Genomic DNA, 15,250 nt, shown 5'->3' with positions numbered 1-15,250 from the left:
CGAAGAGTGCAAAGGCATAAGGTTGCTTGACTGTGACATCGACGGATGAAGCAGGTACGAAAGTAGGACTTAGTGATCCGGTGGTATGAAAGTGGGATTGCCATCGCTCAACGGATAAAAGCTACCCCGGGGATAACAGGCTTATCTCCCCCAAGAGTTCACATCGACGGGGAGGTTTGGCACCTCGATGTCGGCTCATCGCATCCTGGAGCTGTAGCAGGTTCCAAGGGTTGGGCTGTTCGCCCATTAAAGCGGTACGCGAGCTGGGTTCAGAACGTCGTGAGACAGTTCGGTCCCTATCCGTCGTGGGCGTAGGAAATTTGAGAGGAGCTGACCTTAGTACGAGAGGACCGGGTTGGACGGACCGCTGGTGCATCTGTTAGACTACCAAGTCTATAGCAGAGTAGCCAAGTCTGGATATGATAAACGCTGAAGGCATCTAAGCGTGAAACAGACCTCAAGATAAGATTTCCCATTCGTAAGAAGTAAGATCCCTTGCAGATTACAAGGTAGATAGGTTGGAGGTGTAAGAGTGGTAACATTCGAGCTGACCAATACTAATGGTTCGAGGGTTTGACCTAATTTAAAATGGGTTTTGTGTAGTATATTCTTTTCTTCATTGTGTTCAGTTTTGAAAGTACAATATTCCTCGATAGCTCAGCGGCAGAGCATTCGGCTGTTAACCGAAGGGTCGTAGGTTCGAACCCTACTCGGGGAGCTGTAAAATTTAGGCCCATTGGTCAAGCGGTCAAGACACCGCCCTTTCACGGCGGTAACGGGAGTTCGATTCTCCCATGGGTCATTTTGGTAATAATTTGCTTTTAGGAAACATTTGTTCTCATTAAGTGGTTGCCAAGTTAGGGCGGCATAGCCAAGTGGTAAGGCAGAGGTCTGCAACACCTTCACCACCAGTTCAAATCTGGTTGTCGCCTTTTTATTTTTTGTAGTTAATAGGGAGAGGATTTTGTATCTTCTCTTTTTTATTGCAGAAAAAAGTAAAAAGAATGAGAAAAATAACTTTTACATATATAAAAAAGTGGACAGGAATATGTAACCTGTGTTATGATAGATAATGACTACATTACTAAGGAAGTAGCTATTTAAATTATATGTTCTATTTTGAAGAATTTTTATTGAATAAATTTTATGTATGTGTTTATAAAAAACATATATTTAATAATTAATGTAAATTAATAAAATAAAATTCTTATATCATATGATTATCGAATTGGAGGAGGGACATGCCCAAGGTAATAGTATATATTGCAATGAGTTTAGATGGATATATTGCAGATGAAAATGGAGGAGTAAATTGGCTTCATGGTGATGGAAGTGATATTGAAAATATTGGTAGTTTTTTAGAATTTATAGAAACTGTAGATACTGTAATTTTAGGTTCAACAACGTATGATCAAATTGTAAATGAATTGTCACCAAAAGAATGGGCATATAAAGGTAAGCAAACGTATGTTCTTACCAATAAAGAATATAATTCGAGGGAAGAAATAATATTTACAAATCAAAATATCGGAATGTTAATTGATAATATAAAAAAGAAAAATAATAAAAATATTTGGATTTGTGGTGGAGCGAATATTATTAGTCAATTTCATAATGAAAATTTGATAGATGAATATTGGATAACCATCATACCGATTATATTAGGAAACGGACTACGTCTTTTTAATGCAAAAAATATAGCAGTTAACCTAAAATTACTAGCTACTAGAAGTTATAATGGAATTGTAGATTTAAAATATAAAAAGCAATAAGATTTTGAAAGGATTTTGAAAGTGATTAGATTTGTAAAAGACACAGATATTGAAAGAATTTATAAAATTTATAGTTATTATGTAACATATACGGGAGCGAGTCTTGAAATAGAATTACCTAGTTTGGAAGAGTTTAAAAATCGTGTGAATACCATTGCTAAAACTCATTCATATATAGTATATGAATTAGAAGGAGATATTATTGGTTTTGCGTATGCGACTAAATTTATGGATAGAGAAGGGTATAAATATTCTGTTACAACTTCTATATATCTAGATCCGAGCTTTGTTGAACAAGGAATAGGAGAGTATTTATATAAAGCATTACTAGCATTGCTAAAAGTACAAGGTTTTTATACTGCTTATGCTATTATTACGTCTTCTAATAAAAAAAGTATGAAATTTCATGAAAAATTAGGCTTTACTTTAGTGGCTACAATGGAAAAAATAGGTTATAAGTTTGATGAATGGTTAGATACAGCGTATTATGTATATCCAATAAAAGACATTGAAGAACCTGCTAAAGAACTACAAGGTGTAGATACTGTTGATTTTATTAAATTTTATTAAAGAAAAGGGTCGATACTATTAAATAGTACTTGACCCTTTTTTGTTTATGAAGATTTGATATTAATAATTTTGGGATTTTGATTGCCTTGACCAATATCGATATTACTAATAATAGAAGTATTTAATGGTGCAGAATAACTAATATTGCGGCTAAATGCAAAATCTAAAGAAACAACTTCATTACCACTTGGATTTAACGAAAGATTTTTGGAACAAACTAGATCACACTCAAACCTACCACCTCTAACACGTAATCCACTATATGGGATTATATGGTTAAATTCATAATTAAATTCTTTATCAGAATTATAATTAATGATTTCTGAGTTAAATTCACCAATTAAAATCCAACTATTAATTTTTTTATTTTCTGTCCAATCTTCAAAAGTTTTAAGCATTGACTTTACGTGAGCTGTTGATTCAGAAGTATTAGTAATAGCACGCATAGTTGCGATAGCAATATCTTCATCATACATTACAAGTACAGGGCTATCCATATTTTTAATGAGTTCTTCAAATTTAAAATCGCGTTTCAATTCTTGTTTTACCAAAATACAGATATGACAGTGTAAATTGGTAGCAGTAGGATTAGGCTTAGTTAATATGCAGATATAGTTTTCATATTCTTCTTCTAGTATAAAGCCAGGATTACTACGGCTACCTACTTCTTGAAGCATAAAAACATCAGGACTAATGTTTAGATCTTGCATTTTGGTAGTTAGGACGGAAAATTTTTCATTACCATTACCTTGCATATTACAACTTAGGATATACATTGTTGGAGACTCCTTTAAATAATAAATATTGAATTACTATACATTAGTATGTTCAAAAATAAAAATTTTAATTATTACTTTAAAAAAAAAGTTTTTATATCAAATATTGTTAATTAAACCATGAAGTTTAAATTTCTCCATGGTTGGGATATTTATTAAATATTTTTGTGAATTTTTTTCATTAATAATGGCGATGCTATTATAAAAGTAATTGCCATGACATAGAAGAAAACTAAATCAATTGAATTAAATGATGAAAAATTAAAGTATTGTTCTGTATAAGCAAGAGATGATTGATATTGCAGTTCAATAGAAGGTTGCTGAGATGTTGAAATTAGAGACTGTTCTACTGCTGAAGTATTGTTGTTAGATATCATTAATTGTGAGGATGTGAGACTGGACTGTTCATTTGCTACTACAGAATTTGTGTTAGAAGTTATGTTTCCAAGAGTAATAACAATATAAGCAGCAACAATAATTAATATTTTGGGTAGTACGTATTTGGTAATAACAGTAATGATTTTCTTAGCGGTTGCAATAATTTTTTCTTTATTGTATAAGGTATATGCACAGACTGAAAACAAAATGAAATCTGGCATGACATATGCTATCTTGTGTAATGAGGCTAAGCCAGCGTAGACTTCTAATCCATGACCAAGAACTGCTGCATCAATAATGATGATTGGCAAAGCAATAGCAGTTTTAACAGTATACGATTTATAAGAACTGTGTGTAGATGTGAAATGAGTAAAAATAGTATTTATTTTCTCAATTATCAATTTATGGTTAATTACGAGGTAAATTAATAGTGCCATAAATGTAAAAGTTCTAATCCATTTGGCAAATAATATACCAATAATTAATTTATCAAAAATTACGACTAATAATCCTGCAATACCTAGTTTGATCAAAGTTGGTAAATAATTTTTTATAACTGCCATGTACGTACCCTCCTTTCTTTTTTATACGATTGTATTATATTCTGCAATTGTATGCTTTAGCACTGATTRAGCATTGATTTGGTAAAATAGATGAATTAGTATATTAATTTTAAGGAATGAATGTAATACTCTTACAGATGAGGTTGATTTTTGCCAAATTACATGATATATTTAAAAAAAATATAAAAGGAGATTTTATGAATTATAACTATAGCTTAATAGAAAAAAAATGGCGCAAAAAATGGGAGGAAAATCCTATCAACAAAAAAACACCTAGCAAAGAAAATTATTATTGTTTAGATATGTTTCCTTATCCTTCAGGAAATGGACTACATGTTGGGCATTGGAGAGGATATGTGTTATCGGATGTATGGTCTAGATATCAAATTTTGAATAATAAATATATACTGCATCCAATGGGATGGGATGCGTTTGGATTACCAGCTGAAAATTATGCAATTGCAAAGAAGATGCATCCGGCAATAGCGACAGCAGAGAATGTGAAAAATTTCAAAAGGCAGTTAGAAGAAATTGGAGCTATATATGATTGGGAAAAAGAGGTTAATACAACCGATCCAGAATTTTATAAATGGACACAATGGATTTTTTTAAAAATGTTTGAAAATGGGTTAGCATATGAAAAAGAAATGCCTATTAATTGGTGTCCATCTTGTAAAACAGGGCTTGCAAATGAAGAAGTTAAAGAGGGGCTTTGTGAAAGGTGCAGTAGTGTTGTGACAAAGAAAAATCTTAGGCAGTGGATGCTGAAAATTACAGCATATGCTAGTAGACTGCTGGAAGATTTAGAAAATTTAGATTGGCCTGAAAAAGTTAAGAAAATGCAAGCAGATTGGATTGGAAAAAGTTATGGTGCTGAAATTGACTTTGAAGTTGAAGGTCTAGATGATAAAATTAAAGTTTTTACTACTAGACCAGATACACTTTTTGGAGCAACCTTTATGGTATTAGCACCAGAAAATGCATTGGTAAGTAAATTAGCAACTAATGATAAAAAAGAAGAGGTTGAAAAATATGTGTTTGCTAGTAGTACAAAATCTTCTATAGATAGAATGACCGACAAAGAAAAAACTGGAGTATTTTTAGGGAGATATGCTATAAATCCGCTAAACGGAAAACGAGTACCGATTTGGATTTCCGACTATGTGCTTGTAGATTATGGTACAGGTGCAATAATGTGTGTACCTGCTCATGATGCCCGTGATTTTGAATTTGCGCAAAAATTTGATCTGCCAATAACTCCTGTAATTTCAAAAGATGGAGTAGAAATAGAATTATTAGAAGCATATACAGAAGAAGGGGTTATGATAAACTCTGAACAGTTTAATGGAATGAAATCTAGTGAAGCTAAAAATGTTATTGCAGATTATCTAGAAAAAGAGAATATTGGAAAGAAAACTACAAATTATAAGTTACGTGATTGGGTATTTTCGAGACAAAGATATTGGGGAGAGCCTATTCCAATTGTGCATTGTGATAAATGTGGTGTTGTTGGGGTTAAAGAAAGTGACCTTCCTGTAATGTTGCCTGATGTTGAAAGTTATGAACCGACTGGAACGGGTGAATCGCCGTTAGCGGCTATAACAGAGTGGGTTAATACTACTTGTCCTAAGTGTGGAGGACCCGCAAAACGCGAAACTAATACTATGCCTCAATGGGCAGGGTCTTCATGGTATTTTTTAAGATATACAGATCCTCATAATAAAAAAGAGCTTATTAGCAAAAAAGCAATGAAAGATTGGTTGCCTGTTGATATGTATGTTGGTGGAATTGAGCATGCAGTATTGCATTTATTATATGCAAGATTTTATACAAAATTTTTGCAAGATATTGGAGTGGTAGATTTTAAAGAACCATTTACAAGATTATTTAATCAAGGTATGGTTACTAAAAATGGTATTAAGATGAGCAAATCTAAAGGAAATGTGGTTTCTCCAGATGATTTAGTAAAAAATTATGGTTGTGATTCGCTTCGTATGTATGAATTGTTTATTGGACCTCCAGAGCTAGATAGTGAATGGGATGACAGAGGTATTGAAGGTGTTTATAGGTTCCTAAATAAAATATGGAGACTTGTGAGTACTAACAAAGAGATTAAACAAAATACTGATTTAGAAAGAGAACGCCATAAGCTTATTTATGACATTACTACCCGTATGGAAGGCTTTAGTTTAAATACTGTAGTGAGTGGATTTATGGAGCATACTAATAATTTGCTAAATCTTCAAAAGCAATTTGGCGGAGTTGATAAAAAAACTCTTGAAACCTTAGTAATTCTTCTATCTCCAATTACTCCTCATATTGCAAGTGAATTATTTGAAATGTTGGGGCATTCTACATCTATATTTGATGAAAAGTGGCCTAAATATGATAAAAAGAAAATGGAAGATGCAGAAATCGAAATTGTTATTCAAATATCTGGAAAAATGGCAGGTAAATTGAAAGTAGCAAAAAATGAAACAGAAACAGAAATTATATCTAAGGCTAAAGAAATTGTAAAAGCAAGACTTGAAAATAAGAATATTATGAAAGAAATTTATGTACCGGGTAGACTTATAAATATTGTTGCAAAATAATAATATTTGGGGGCAATATGCCCCTTCACTATATACGAAAGGATAAATGAACATATGGTTGTTTTACAAAATAATAAGTTAACAGCGAAATTTAAGCTAAAAGGTGCAGAACTTACATCTTTAGTAAATAATGAAGGAATTGAGTATATTTGGTGTGGAGACAAAACTTATTGGGAATATCAAGCACCTATTTTATTTCCAATTGTAGGTAGAATTGTAGACGATGAATATATTTATGAAAGAACAACATATCCGATGCCATCTCATGGTTTCGCAAGGCATCAAACATTTGACGTAATAGAGCAAACTGAAACAAGTGTAACTTTTGAGCTAAGGGCTTCTGAAGAAACGAAAAGAATCTATCCATTTGAATTTGTATTGAATATAATATATACATTAAATGAAGATACGCTAGATATTAAATATGTAGTGAAAAATATGGATAGTAAAAAAATGGCATTTAAAATTGGAGCTCATCCAGCAATTAGATGCCCATTACTAGAARATGAGCAATTTGATGATTATAAAATCACATTTGATTCCGAAGAAAGTACTACAACATTTGGATGTTCAAAAAATGGTTATGCTGATGTAATCAAAAGATTTTTTAAAGGGACTACTATACATCTCTCTCATCAATTGTTACATGAGAGAGTAATTATTTTTGAAGGATTAAAAAGTAGTAAAATGACGTTGCATTCGAATAAAAATAAACATGAAGTAATTTTTGATATAACAAATTTTCCATATGTAGCATTATGGTCTCCAGATGCGCCGTTTATTTGTTTTGAACCTTGGTACGGTCATGCAGACTTTGTTCATGATAGCAAAGAGTTGATAAATAAATCGACAGCATTAAAATTAATGTCGCAGAAGCAATTTGAGTGTGTTCATAAAATAACAATTAAATAGGGTTCCAGATTTAGTAGAACCCTTAATAATCATAGCTTTATTGTAATAAATTCATTGTTGTATGGGAACGAAACTATTCTTGTCTCATTTTTATTTTGAGCATGTAAATTGACTTGATATACAGCTTGAGAGTTATAGGTTTTATAATAATAAATGCCACGATTTAAATCCATACAACTTGTATATTGTGTGTAGTCAATATCTCCTTGAGAAGTAATAAGAGCGCCTTTGGGAATAGATACATTGGCTAATATTTGAAAAAATGTTGCTTCGTTTATATCTACACTATTCTTTTGGGCAAATTCCCTAAATAAAGCGGCACGTACAAAGCGAGAAGGTGCAGTGAAATCTCCAGGAAGCCCCAAAAGACCAGTGCCATTACTAAGAGCATTTATGGCGGTGCCTTGGAGATTTAAAATTTGCTTTGGTATGAGATTAACATATTGACTCAAATTTATTCTTTGCCATAAAAAATCAGGTGAATTAGTCAAAACTCCATAGGGATTATCAAAAATTCTAGAATTTCCTTTAGTTTGTTCTAGGACTATGGTTTCTCCAGTTTTATCAGTAATTATAAAATGAAGAGGTGAATTAGGAAAACTTTCATCGAGTTGTGTGTCTACTAAGTTAATATTTGTGAGAGATGTTCTTGCCTCTTGAATAGTTTTAAAGTTACTTAGAAGCCATAATGGAAAGTTAAAAATATCTACGTTATTTTTGTTGGGGAGATTTTTTTTTGAATATACAGCATATTTGGGAAAATTGAGTCCAGCAACTCCAAGCCCTTCTTCATTAAAAGCATCTGCAAAGAGTGGAAATCCATTAAATTTTGTTGCCATTCCCAAAATTGCATATTTGGGCTCTGCCACAAGAGGAGGTTTATTAAATCTAAAATTTCTGGGAACAAAAATGATTTCTTGATTAAAAGAATATTCAAGATCGAGTGTTCTACCAAATAAATAAGTATCTTGGCTAGTCTTTAAAGTAATAGCAGTGCACATATCAGATACCCTCCTTTAAAATTAAATTTATAGTTATCATTCCCAAAGTTATTATTTTTTATCTATATTTGTAGGTAAAAACGTAAACATTTTATCTTCAAAGGTCTGCGGACAAAGCATTAAAATAACTATATCTGGATTGACTTCATTAATATGTGTTAATAATCCATCGGGTGTATTTTTTCTAAGATCTACCATATGAACCTCGCCATATTGCAGAGATAAGAAAGGACCTAGAGGTCGTGCAAAAGAATCTCGTATTATAAATATTTTTTTGTCATTTACAGAAAAATGATTGGTGATTTTAAGATAATCAACATCCCAACCTAAATATATTTCATAAATATTAGTCTGATGAGGGACATTTAACGCTATATTTGCTTGTGTATGCATAAGAGTTTCAGAGAAAGAACCCGTTTTGTGGATATTCTTAGTGGGAATATCTATCGTAAGGTATGTATCAAATTTTGGATAAATTACAGTAAAATCATCACTACCCGCAAATGATTCACTTGTTCTAGAGCCTCGGGAACCTAAAAAGATGTTTTCGTAGGTATCACAATGATAGTTGTTAATATCTTGAAGATATGAATTAGGAATTACAGATAAAATTGGTGATATAAAGTCGGTAATCTTGGAAGTGGCCCAAAAAGCTGTTTCAATTTTATAATGATGATCAGTTTTGTAAAATAAATTATAATGGGATAATCCTTCAGCCATAATTAATTGTCGTAGATCTAGTACAGAGATATCATCAAGTTGAGAAATTAGATTATCAGCATTGCGATTAGCAAAAGTTTCATAACCAAGAGGTAGTTCAAAATCATTAGGTAATTTATGAGGTGCTTGTATATATATAAATGGTATATTTAAATTATCGAGATATTCATTAAATTTTAGTGTATTGGTGGCGTAATCTTTAGTATCAAGTTTGGGAACAGCTTCTGTAAGATGCCCRTTAGAAAGTTTGATAACTCGATTTAGTTCTTTGTGATTAAAAAGGTTAGCAATATCTGCATTTAAGTTGATATAATATTGCTTATTTATAAAATTTTCAGCAAATAATTTTTCTATATTTTGGTTGGTTTCTTTTATAGAGACATTTTCATGTTTTGCATGCTTATATTGATCAAAAAACATGTCAATATTTTGATTACTAATAAAAAGTAAAATTATAAAGAATAGTATAGCGGTCATAAGATATTCCTCCATTTTAATATAATATACAGATTATGTCACATACAGATGATTTTGTCTAATTAAATCCGTTTATCCTAGTTTGCCAAAAATATAACATTATGATAAAATATTTTAAATACATGCAAAAAGGGGTGTCTAAAAGAAAAAACATGGAAAATTTAAAATTATTGCAATTAGAGCATGATGTTATTATATTAATAGATTGTATAAATGATAGTTATCAGATTTTAATGGATACAAAAAATTATTTTGATGCCACGTTTAAAAAAGAAGGCAAACTAAGTAAATTAAGAGTATCTGAAGAAAGAAAATTTCCAGATATGGACATTAAAGAAATCTTAGATAGAGTATTTAGTGAACAAAAAAAATTTCAAGTAAATTTTGAGAATGAAATTAGTTCGTATATACATTTATTCTTATATCTTCCTCAAAAAGAAAAATATCTTTGTTGCATACATGAAAATTATAATTTAGAAGAAAGCAGTGTGGAAAAAACATTTGAAAAAGCTAATATGAGGCAACAATTAAGCAATATGATAACTCAATTTTTTAAAAATATTTTTTTCAAATATGAGGCTGTGGAAAGAGTATTTATGTTTTATGAAGATATTTTGTTTAGTAAAGTTATTTTGGTGATTTCATATGAAGAAATATTAAGGTCAAATTTTATACACTATGATGACGTAGAAAATTTTGAAAAATTTATTCAAGGATTTACTAAATTAAAAAAAGATAATGCAGAATTTCGCTTAAAATTTAGAGGAGATAGTTATAATTGGTTTAGAATGTATTATGATATAGAATTTAATGATAATGAAGTTATAAGTGTTTTCGGAGTATTAAAGGTAATTGACGCTGAAATAAAATATAAGTATAAATCAGAACGTGATTTGCTAACAGGATTATATAACAAGCTAACAACAGAAAGACTTGTTGAAAAAGCTCTCAATTATAGTACGGCAAATAGTTATTTGATCATGATAGATGTGGATAATTTTAAAGCTATAAATGATAATTTAGGACATATTTTTGGAGATGCAGTATTAATTAATTTAGCTGATAGTCTAAGAGATATTTTTCACCAAATTGATATAATAGGGAGGATTGGAGGCGACGAATTTTTAGTATATACAAAGCATGTTGAATCTACAGACAGTTTGTGTACGATACTTGAAAAAATTTGCAAGGCTTTTAATCAGAAATATTTAGATGGATATATGGAGCATGAAATATCAAGTAGTATAGGAGTAAGTCGATTTGGAAAAGATGGAGTGACTTTTGGTGAACTTGCAAATAAGGTAGATATTGCTATGTATCAGGCAAAAAATGCAGGTAAAAATCGGTATGTAATTTATGATGAGATGGAGTATGATGATAGTCTGATAATAGAGGGAACGCATTTTAACTCTATGAAAAGAATTTCTTCACATTTTATAGATATTGATATTTGCTTTAACCTATTTAATGTTTTTTATGGTGAAAAAAATCCTATTGAATGTTTAGATAAAATAATGAATATATTGGGAAATCAATATGATATTGACAGAGTATATATTTTTAAAGTTAATAAAGCATTAGGAAAAAGTATGTTTAAGTATGAATGGGTCAATGGAAAATCTGATGACATGCCAGCTCTTCCYAGAGAGATACCGTTATCTCTAATTCAACCAATTTTAAATTTATATGACGAAGGAGGAATTTTCTATTTTGATTCTTCTATGGAATTTGGAGAAGAGTTTTGGGCGGGAATGCCATATAGAGACATTAAATCTATGCTACATTGTTCAGTAAATATAGATGAAAATTTTATGTTAACAATAGGATTTGATAGATATACACCACAGATTCAATGGACCCAAAAAAGTATTAATACTCTGGTTTTTTTGGCCAAAACAGTAGGAGTGTATTTGTTGGGACTTGGAAATTTGAAATTCTTTTTAGAAAGAGGTGATGCGTAGGTGTTTGATGACTTAAAAGGAGATGAATTATTTCTGCATATTCATGACGCCATTGCTATTTTAGATGAAAAAAAAGGTCATTACAAAATTTTGATTGATAAAATAGAATATTTTGTTAAGATGCCACCAATAGGTAAATTGGATACATTTCTTATTGCTCAAGACAATAGTGTATCTAGCAATAAAACACTGCATTTAAAAACGAATTTAGGATATTTAAGTGAAAAGAAATTAAATTTTAATGTATTAAAAAATGATGAAAAATTTTTGATAACTTTATATTTTATTCCTAAACAGGAAATATACGTTTATTGTGTAGATCATTTAAATGAAGATTTTGTGGTAATAGGCTCATCGAAGACTAAAAAGAAAGTTAGTTATTCTATGACTAATGTTATGTTTACTTTAAATGAAAATGCATTTTTTACGTTTGATATTGCAAAGAATGAATTTGTTTTTTATCGCGATTTTTTAATGCATAATGCATACAAAACTATCCCCTTAGTAGAATTTTATACTAAAGGATTGGTAGAGAAAGATGTAGAAATTTTTAGCGAATTTATTAAAAGTATGAAAAGAGGAGAACAGTCAATTTATGAGTTTAGACTGAAAACTAATAGTAATACTATGCCGTGGATTAGTATAGCGTATGATATAGAGTTCGAAAATGGAAAGCCTACAAAAATTTTTGGTGTAATTAAAGATATCGATGCAGAGGTTAGATATAAATTTAACTCGGAACGAGATTTGCTAACTGGTTGCTATAATAAAGTGACAAGTATAGAGTTAGTAGAATATATCTTGAAAAATGATTATGCAAAGGGAACGTGCTATTTAATAATAATTGATATCGATAATTTTAAGGCAATTAATGACAATATGGGGCATTCTTATGGAGACATAGTACTGACATCTTTGGCAGAGCGATTGAAAAATATTTTTAGAAGCGGAGATGTTATTGCACGAATTGGCGGCGATGAATTTATGGTGTTTTTGAAAAATCTTAAAGACGAACAAGTCTTAAAAGAACGGCTGAATGCAATTTTACATGCATTTAATAATGTATATTTTGATGGAGTTAATAAATATGAAATTTCTAGCAGTATAGGAGTATCGTCGTATAGTCGAGATGGAAATAATTTTGCAACGTTATTTAATAAAGCAGACATAGCCATGTATAATGCAAAGCAAGGTGGCAAAAATCAATATTGTATATACAAAGAAAATATGAAAGCGAAAAATACTGATTTACAAAATACAGGCATTGATTCAATCAAAAGAAATAGTGCGCAGTTTATTGATGCGGCTGTATGTTTCGAAGTTTTTAAAATGTTATGTGAAAGTGAGTTAAAAGAAAAGGTGATTTTAAGAATATTTGAATATATAGGAAAGCTATTTCATATGGATCGATGCTATATTATGAAATATGATGAGGAATTACAAGTGTATAAGCACACCTATCAATGGTGTAATGAAGGAATAGAAAAATCTAAATTTGATACTGTGGACGAAAGTTATATTAAGGAGCTAGTAGCATTGTATGGCGAACAAGGTATAGGTATTTTTTCTAATACTCAAGAAGCTCCAGAATGTTTAGTGGAGGTATGTATAGACGATAATATTATATCAATGCTAAATTGTGCAATCGAAAAAATGGACAAAGTTCAATTGATTGCTGGATATGACAGGTGTACTAAAAATCATGAGTGGAATCAAAAAATGATTAATACGCTAATATATATTTCTAAAATTATAGGGGTATATTTGACAAGCGAAAAAATTGCAATGAATCAAAGTATACCCCTCACAAATGGAGAGGTGTAAAATTAACTTATGGTAAGTGTTTGCCCGCAGCTGTGTATAGCCTATACCATTCTTCTCGAGTAAGAGTAATCTGAGAAGCTTTAGCAATGTTTTGGAGTCGTTCGAAATTTGTGGTCCCAACAATGGTTTGAATCTTTGCAGGATGTCTTAAAATCCAGGCAACAGCGATCGCACTATTAGAAACAGAATATTTTTGCGTTAGTTCATAAATTACAGAATTTAGTAGACCATATTCCGGATTATCAAGGAAAGTGCCACTAATAAAACCTTTTTGAAATGGTGACCATGCTTGAATGGTAATATTATTTAATCTGCAATAGTCTAGGATGCTTCCATCTCTATTAATTCCGGCATCAAAGCTTGTATTTACATTTAAACCAGAATCAATTATCTTACATTCAGGAATACTCAGCTGCAGCTGATTTATAGCCATTTTTTGACTACAATATTGGTTTAAGAGTTGGATTTGATAAGCATTAAAGTTGCTAACACCAAAATATTTTACCTTGCCAGATTTTTTGAGCTCATCAAAAGTTTCGGCAACTTCTTCTGGTTCGATTAATGCATCAGGACGATGGAGCAATAATATGTCTAAATAATCAGTTTGGAGGTTTTTAAGACTATTGTCAACAGAATAAATTATATGCTCTTTTGAAGCTTCATATAGTCCTTTTTTTATACAACATTTGCTTTGTAATATCATTTTTTCTCTGATAGAACTATTCATTTCGATTGCTTGGGAAAAAAATTTTTCTGCTTCACCGGCACCATATATATCAGCATGATCAAAAAAATTGATGCCTTCATCCAATGCTGTTTGTATTAACCTTTGCGCATCAGATTGAGATAAGCGATTAATTCTCATACAGCCTAAAGCAATTTCTGGTACTTCTAAGTTGATTTCCTTAATTAAGATTTTTTTCATAATGTGCTCCAAGTTTTATAAAATTTTATACCTATCTATAACTTATCATTCATTATAGGTAATAGTCAAGCCGCCTTGACAAATAAAAATTGGATTGYTATACTGAATTTTAGCAAACGATTATTTTTTTATGAATATTTTGTATTAATTTAGGAGGGTTTTTATGTCATTAATTGGAAAAGAGATTGTAGAATTTAGTGCAAAAGCATATTATCAAAATCAATTTAAAGATATTGAAAAACTAGATACGTTAGGTAAATGGAACGTATTCTTTTTTTATCCTGCAGATTTTACATTTATATGTCCTACAGAACTAGAAGATCTTGCTAATAAATATCCAGAGTTTAGATCAATAGGTTGCGAAATATACTCCGTATCTTGTGATACGCATTTTGTTCATAAAGCATGGCATTCAGCTTCGCCAACTATTAAAAAAATTGAATATCCAATGCTTGCCGACCCAACAGGGTATTTAGCTCGTAGCTTCGATGTTTATATTGAAGAGGATGGGATGGCAGAGCGTGGAACTTTTATCGTAAATCCACAAGGAAAAATTGTAGCGTATGAAATTTTGGCTGGTAATATAGGTAGAAATTCTGACGAACTCTTAAGACGTGTTCAGGCTCTGCAATATGTTTATAAGCATGGAGACGAAGTTTGTCCAGCTAAATGGGAGGTTGGAAGTAAAACTCTAAAACCCAGCCTTGATTTAGTGGGATTGTTATAAGCAAATAAAGTACATTTAGCTTTGGGGCTAAGTGTATTTTTTTTAGAAAG

The 15,250-nt window shown here is 30.9% G+C and carries 12 protein-coding genes, 3 tRNA genes and 1 rRNA gene (1 of these 16 only partly in view); 11 read left to right on the top strand and 5 right to left on the bottom strand.

The annotated features are described in order from the left end of the window. The 6 genes from EPU_RS00590 to EPU_RS10970 all read left to right on the top strand — a co-directional run. A 23S ribosomal RNA gene (locus EPU_RS00590) occupies window positions 1-581 on the top strand (it extends 2,314 nt beyond the left edge of the window). Between the two features lie 65 nt (window positions 582-646). After that, window positions 647-718 (top strand) — tRNA-Asn (locus EPU_RS00585). A 12-nt stretch (window positions 719-730) separates the two neighbouring features. Then, window positions 731-802 (top strand) — tRNA-Glu (locus EPU_RS00580). A gap of 59 nt (window positions 803-861) precedes the next feature. After that, window positions 862-932, top strand: a tRNA-Cys gene (locus tag EPU_RS00575). Window positions 933-1,241: 309 nt separating this feature from the next. Then, the gene (locus EPU_RS00570; protein WP_010165786.1) at window positions 1,242-1,772 is read left to right on the top strand and encodes a dihydrofolate reductase family protein; all 531 of its coding nucleotides are present in this window, start codon (window positions 1,242-1,244) and stop codon (window positions 1,770-1,772) included. A 21-nt stretch (window positions 1,773-1,793) separates the two neighbouring features. Beyond that, on the top strand, window positions 1,794-2,342 hold the full coding sequence (locus EPU_RS10970; RefSeq protein ID WP_010165785.1) for a GNAT family N-acetyltransferase: 549 nt from the start codon (window positions 1,794-1,796) through the stop codon (window positions 2,340-2,342). 44 nt (window positions 2,343-2,386) lie between these two features. Here the strand turns inward: EPU_RS10970 and EPU_RS00560 are convergent, their stop codons facing one another. Then, window positions 2,387-3,118 carry a hypothetical protein gene (locus tag EPU_RS00560; RefSeq protein WP_010165783.1) on the bottom strand — a complete coding sequence of 244 codons (732 nt, stop codon included), beginning with the start codon at window positions 3,116-3,118 and terminating at the stop codon, window positions 2,387-2,389. Window positions 3,119-3,273: 155 nt separating this feature from the next. After that, window positions 3,274-4,059, bottom strand: a complete 786-nt coding sequence (locus tag EPU_RS00555) for a hypothetical protein (protein WP_010165781.1) — start codon at window positions 4,057-4,059, stop codon at window positions 3,274-3,276. 197 nt (window positions 4,060-4,256) lie between these two features. On the opposite strand from EPU_RS00555, the gene leuS reads away from it, so the two are divergent. Further along, the gene (leuS, locus tag EPU_RS00550; protein ID WP_010165779.1) at window positions 4,257-6,653 is read left to right on the top strand and encodes a leucine--tRNA ligase; all 2,397 of its coding nucleotides are present in this window, start codon (window positions 4,257-4,259) and stop codon (window positions 6,651-6,653) included. A gap of 54 nt (window positions 6,654-6,707) precedes the next feature. Then, window positions 6,708-7,565, top strand: a complete 858-nt coding sequence (locus EPU_RS00545; RefSeq protein WP_029487722.1) for an aldose 1-epimerase family protein — start codon at window positions 6,708-6,710, stop codon at window positions 7,563-7,565. Window positions 7,566-7,594: 29 nt separating this feature from the next. On the opposite strand, the gene bsh is transcribed toward EPU_RS00545, so the two are convergent. Together bsh and EPU_RS00535 are read right to left on the bottom strand one after the other, a co-directional pair. After that, a complete protein-coding gene (gene bsh / locus EPU_RS00540; RefSeq protein ID WP_010165775.1) occupies window positions 7,595-8,566 on the bottom strand; it encodes a choloylglycine hydrolase in 972 nt (323 codons plus the stop codon). A 51-nt stretch (window positions 8,567-8,617) separates the two neighbouring features. Continuing rightward, window positions 8,618-9,763 carry an alginate O-acetyltransferase AlgX-related protein gene (locus EPU_RS00535; protein ID WP_029487721.1) on the bottom strand — a complete coding sequence of 382 codons (1,146 nt, stop codon included), beginning with the start codon at window positions 9,761-9,763 and terminating at the stop codon, window positions 8,618-8,620. A gap of 152 nt (window positions 9,764-9,915) precedes the next feature. On the opposite strand from EPU_RS00535, the gene EPU_RS00530 reads away from it, so the two are divergent. Beyond that, window positions 9,916-11,724, top strand: coding sequence for a GGDEF domain-containing protein (locus EPU_RS00530; RefSeq protein ID WP_010165770.1), 1,809 nt, complete (start codon window positions 9,916-9,918; stop codon window positions 11,722-11,724). After that, window positions 11,725-13,548 (top strand): GGDEF domain-containing protein, encoded by a 1,824-nt coding sequence (locus EPU_RS00525; protein ID WP_010165769.1) that lies wholly within the window; start codon window positions 11,725-11,727, stop codon window positions 13,546-13,548. A gap of 7 nt (window positions 13,549-13,555) precedes the next feature. Here the strand turns inward: EPU_RS00525 and EPU_RS00520 are convergent, their stop codons facing one another. Continuing rightward, window positions 13,556-14,473: an aldo/keto reductase gene (locus tag EPU_RS00520; RefSeq protein ID WP_010165767.1), complete on the bottom strand. Its 918-nt coding sequence runs from the start codon at window positions 14,471-14,473 to the stop codon at window positions 13,556-13,558. Between the two features lie 163 nt (window positions 14,474-14,636). Here EPU_RS00520 and ahpC point away from each other — a divergent pair, with 163 nt between their 5' ends. Next, complete coding sequence (ahpC, locus tag EPU_RS00515) at window positions 14,637-15,200, top strand: alkyl hydroperoxide reductase subunit C (RefSeq protein WP_010165765.1); 564 nt, start codon at window positions 14,637-14,639, stop codon at window positions 15,198-15,200. The last annotated feature ends 50 nt before the right edge of the window (window positions 15,201-15,250 follow it).

It is taken from the genome of Candidatus Epulonipiscium viviparus (assembly GCF_000171335.1).
GTDB classification, from domain to species: domain Bacteria; phylum Bacillota; class Clostridia; order Lachnospirales; family Cellulosilyticaceae; genus Epulonipiscioides; species Epulonipiscioides viviparus.
The sequence above is the reverse complement of the archived record's forward strand: the minus strand, read 5'-3'. Positions and strand labels throughout refer to the sequence as shown.

Bases quoted from the DNA above. Each gene is read 5' to 3' on its own strand.
- leuS (WP_010165779.1), top strand. From the start codon at position 4,257: ATGAATTATAACTATAGCTTAATAGAAAAAAAATGGCGCAAAAAATGG.
- EPU_RS00520 (WP_010165767.1), bottom strand. From the start codon at position 14,473: ATGAAAAAAATCTTAATTAAGGAAATCAACTTAGAAGTACCAGAAATT.
- ahpC (WP_010165765.1), top strand. From the start codon at position 14,637: ATGTCATTAATTGGAAAAGAGATTGTAGAATTTAGTGCAAAAGCATAT.
- EPU_RS00570 (WP_010165786.1), top strand. From the start codon at position 1,242: ATGCCCAAGGTAATAGTATATATTGCAATGAGTTTAGATGGATATATT.
- EPU_RS00560 (WP_010165783.1), bottom strand. From the start codon at position 3,118: ATGTATATCCTAAGTTGTAATATGCAAGGTAATGGTAATGAAAAATTT.
- EPU_RS00555 (WP_010165781.1), bottom strand. From the start codon at position 4,059: ATGGCAGTTATAAAAAATTATTTACCAACTTTGATCAAACTAGGTATT.
- bsh (WP_010165775.1), bottom strand. From the start codon at position 8,566: ATGTGCACTGCTATTACTTTAAAGACTAGCCAAGATACTTATTTATTT.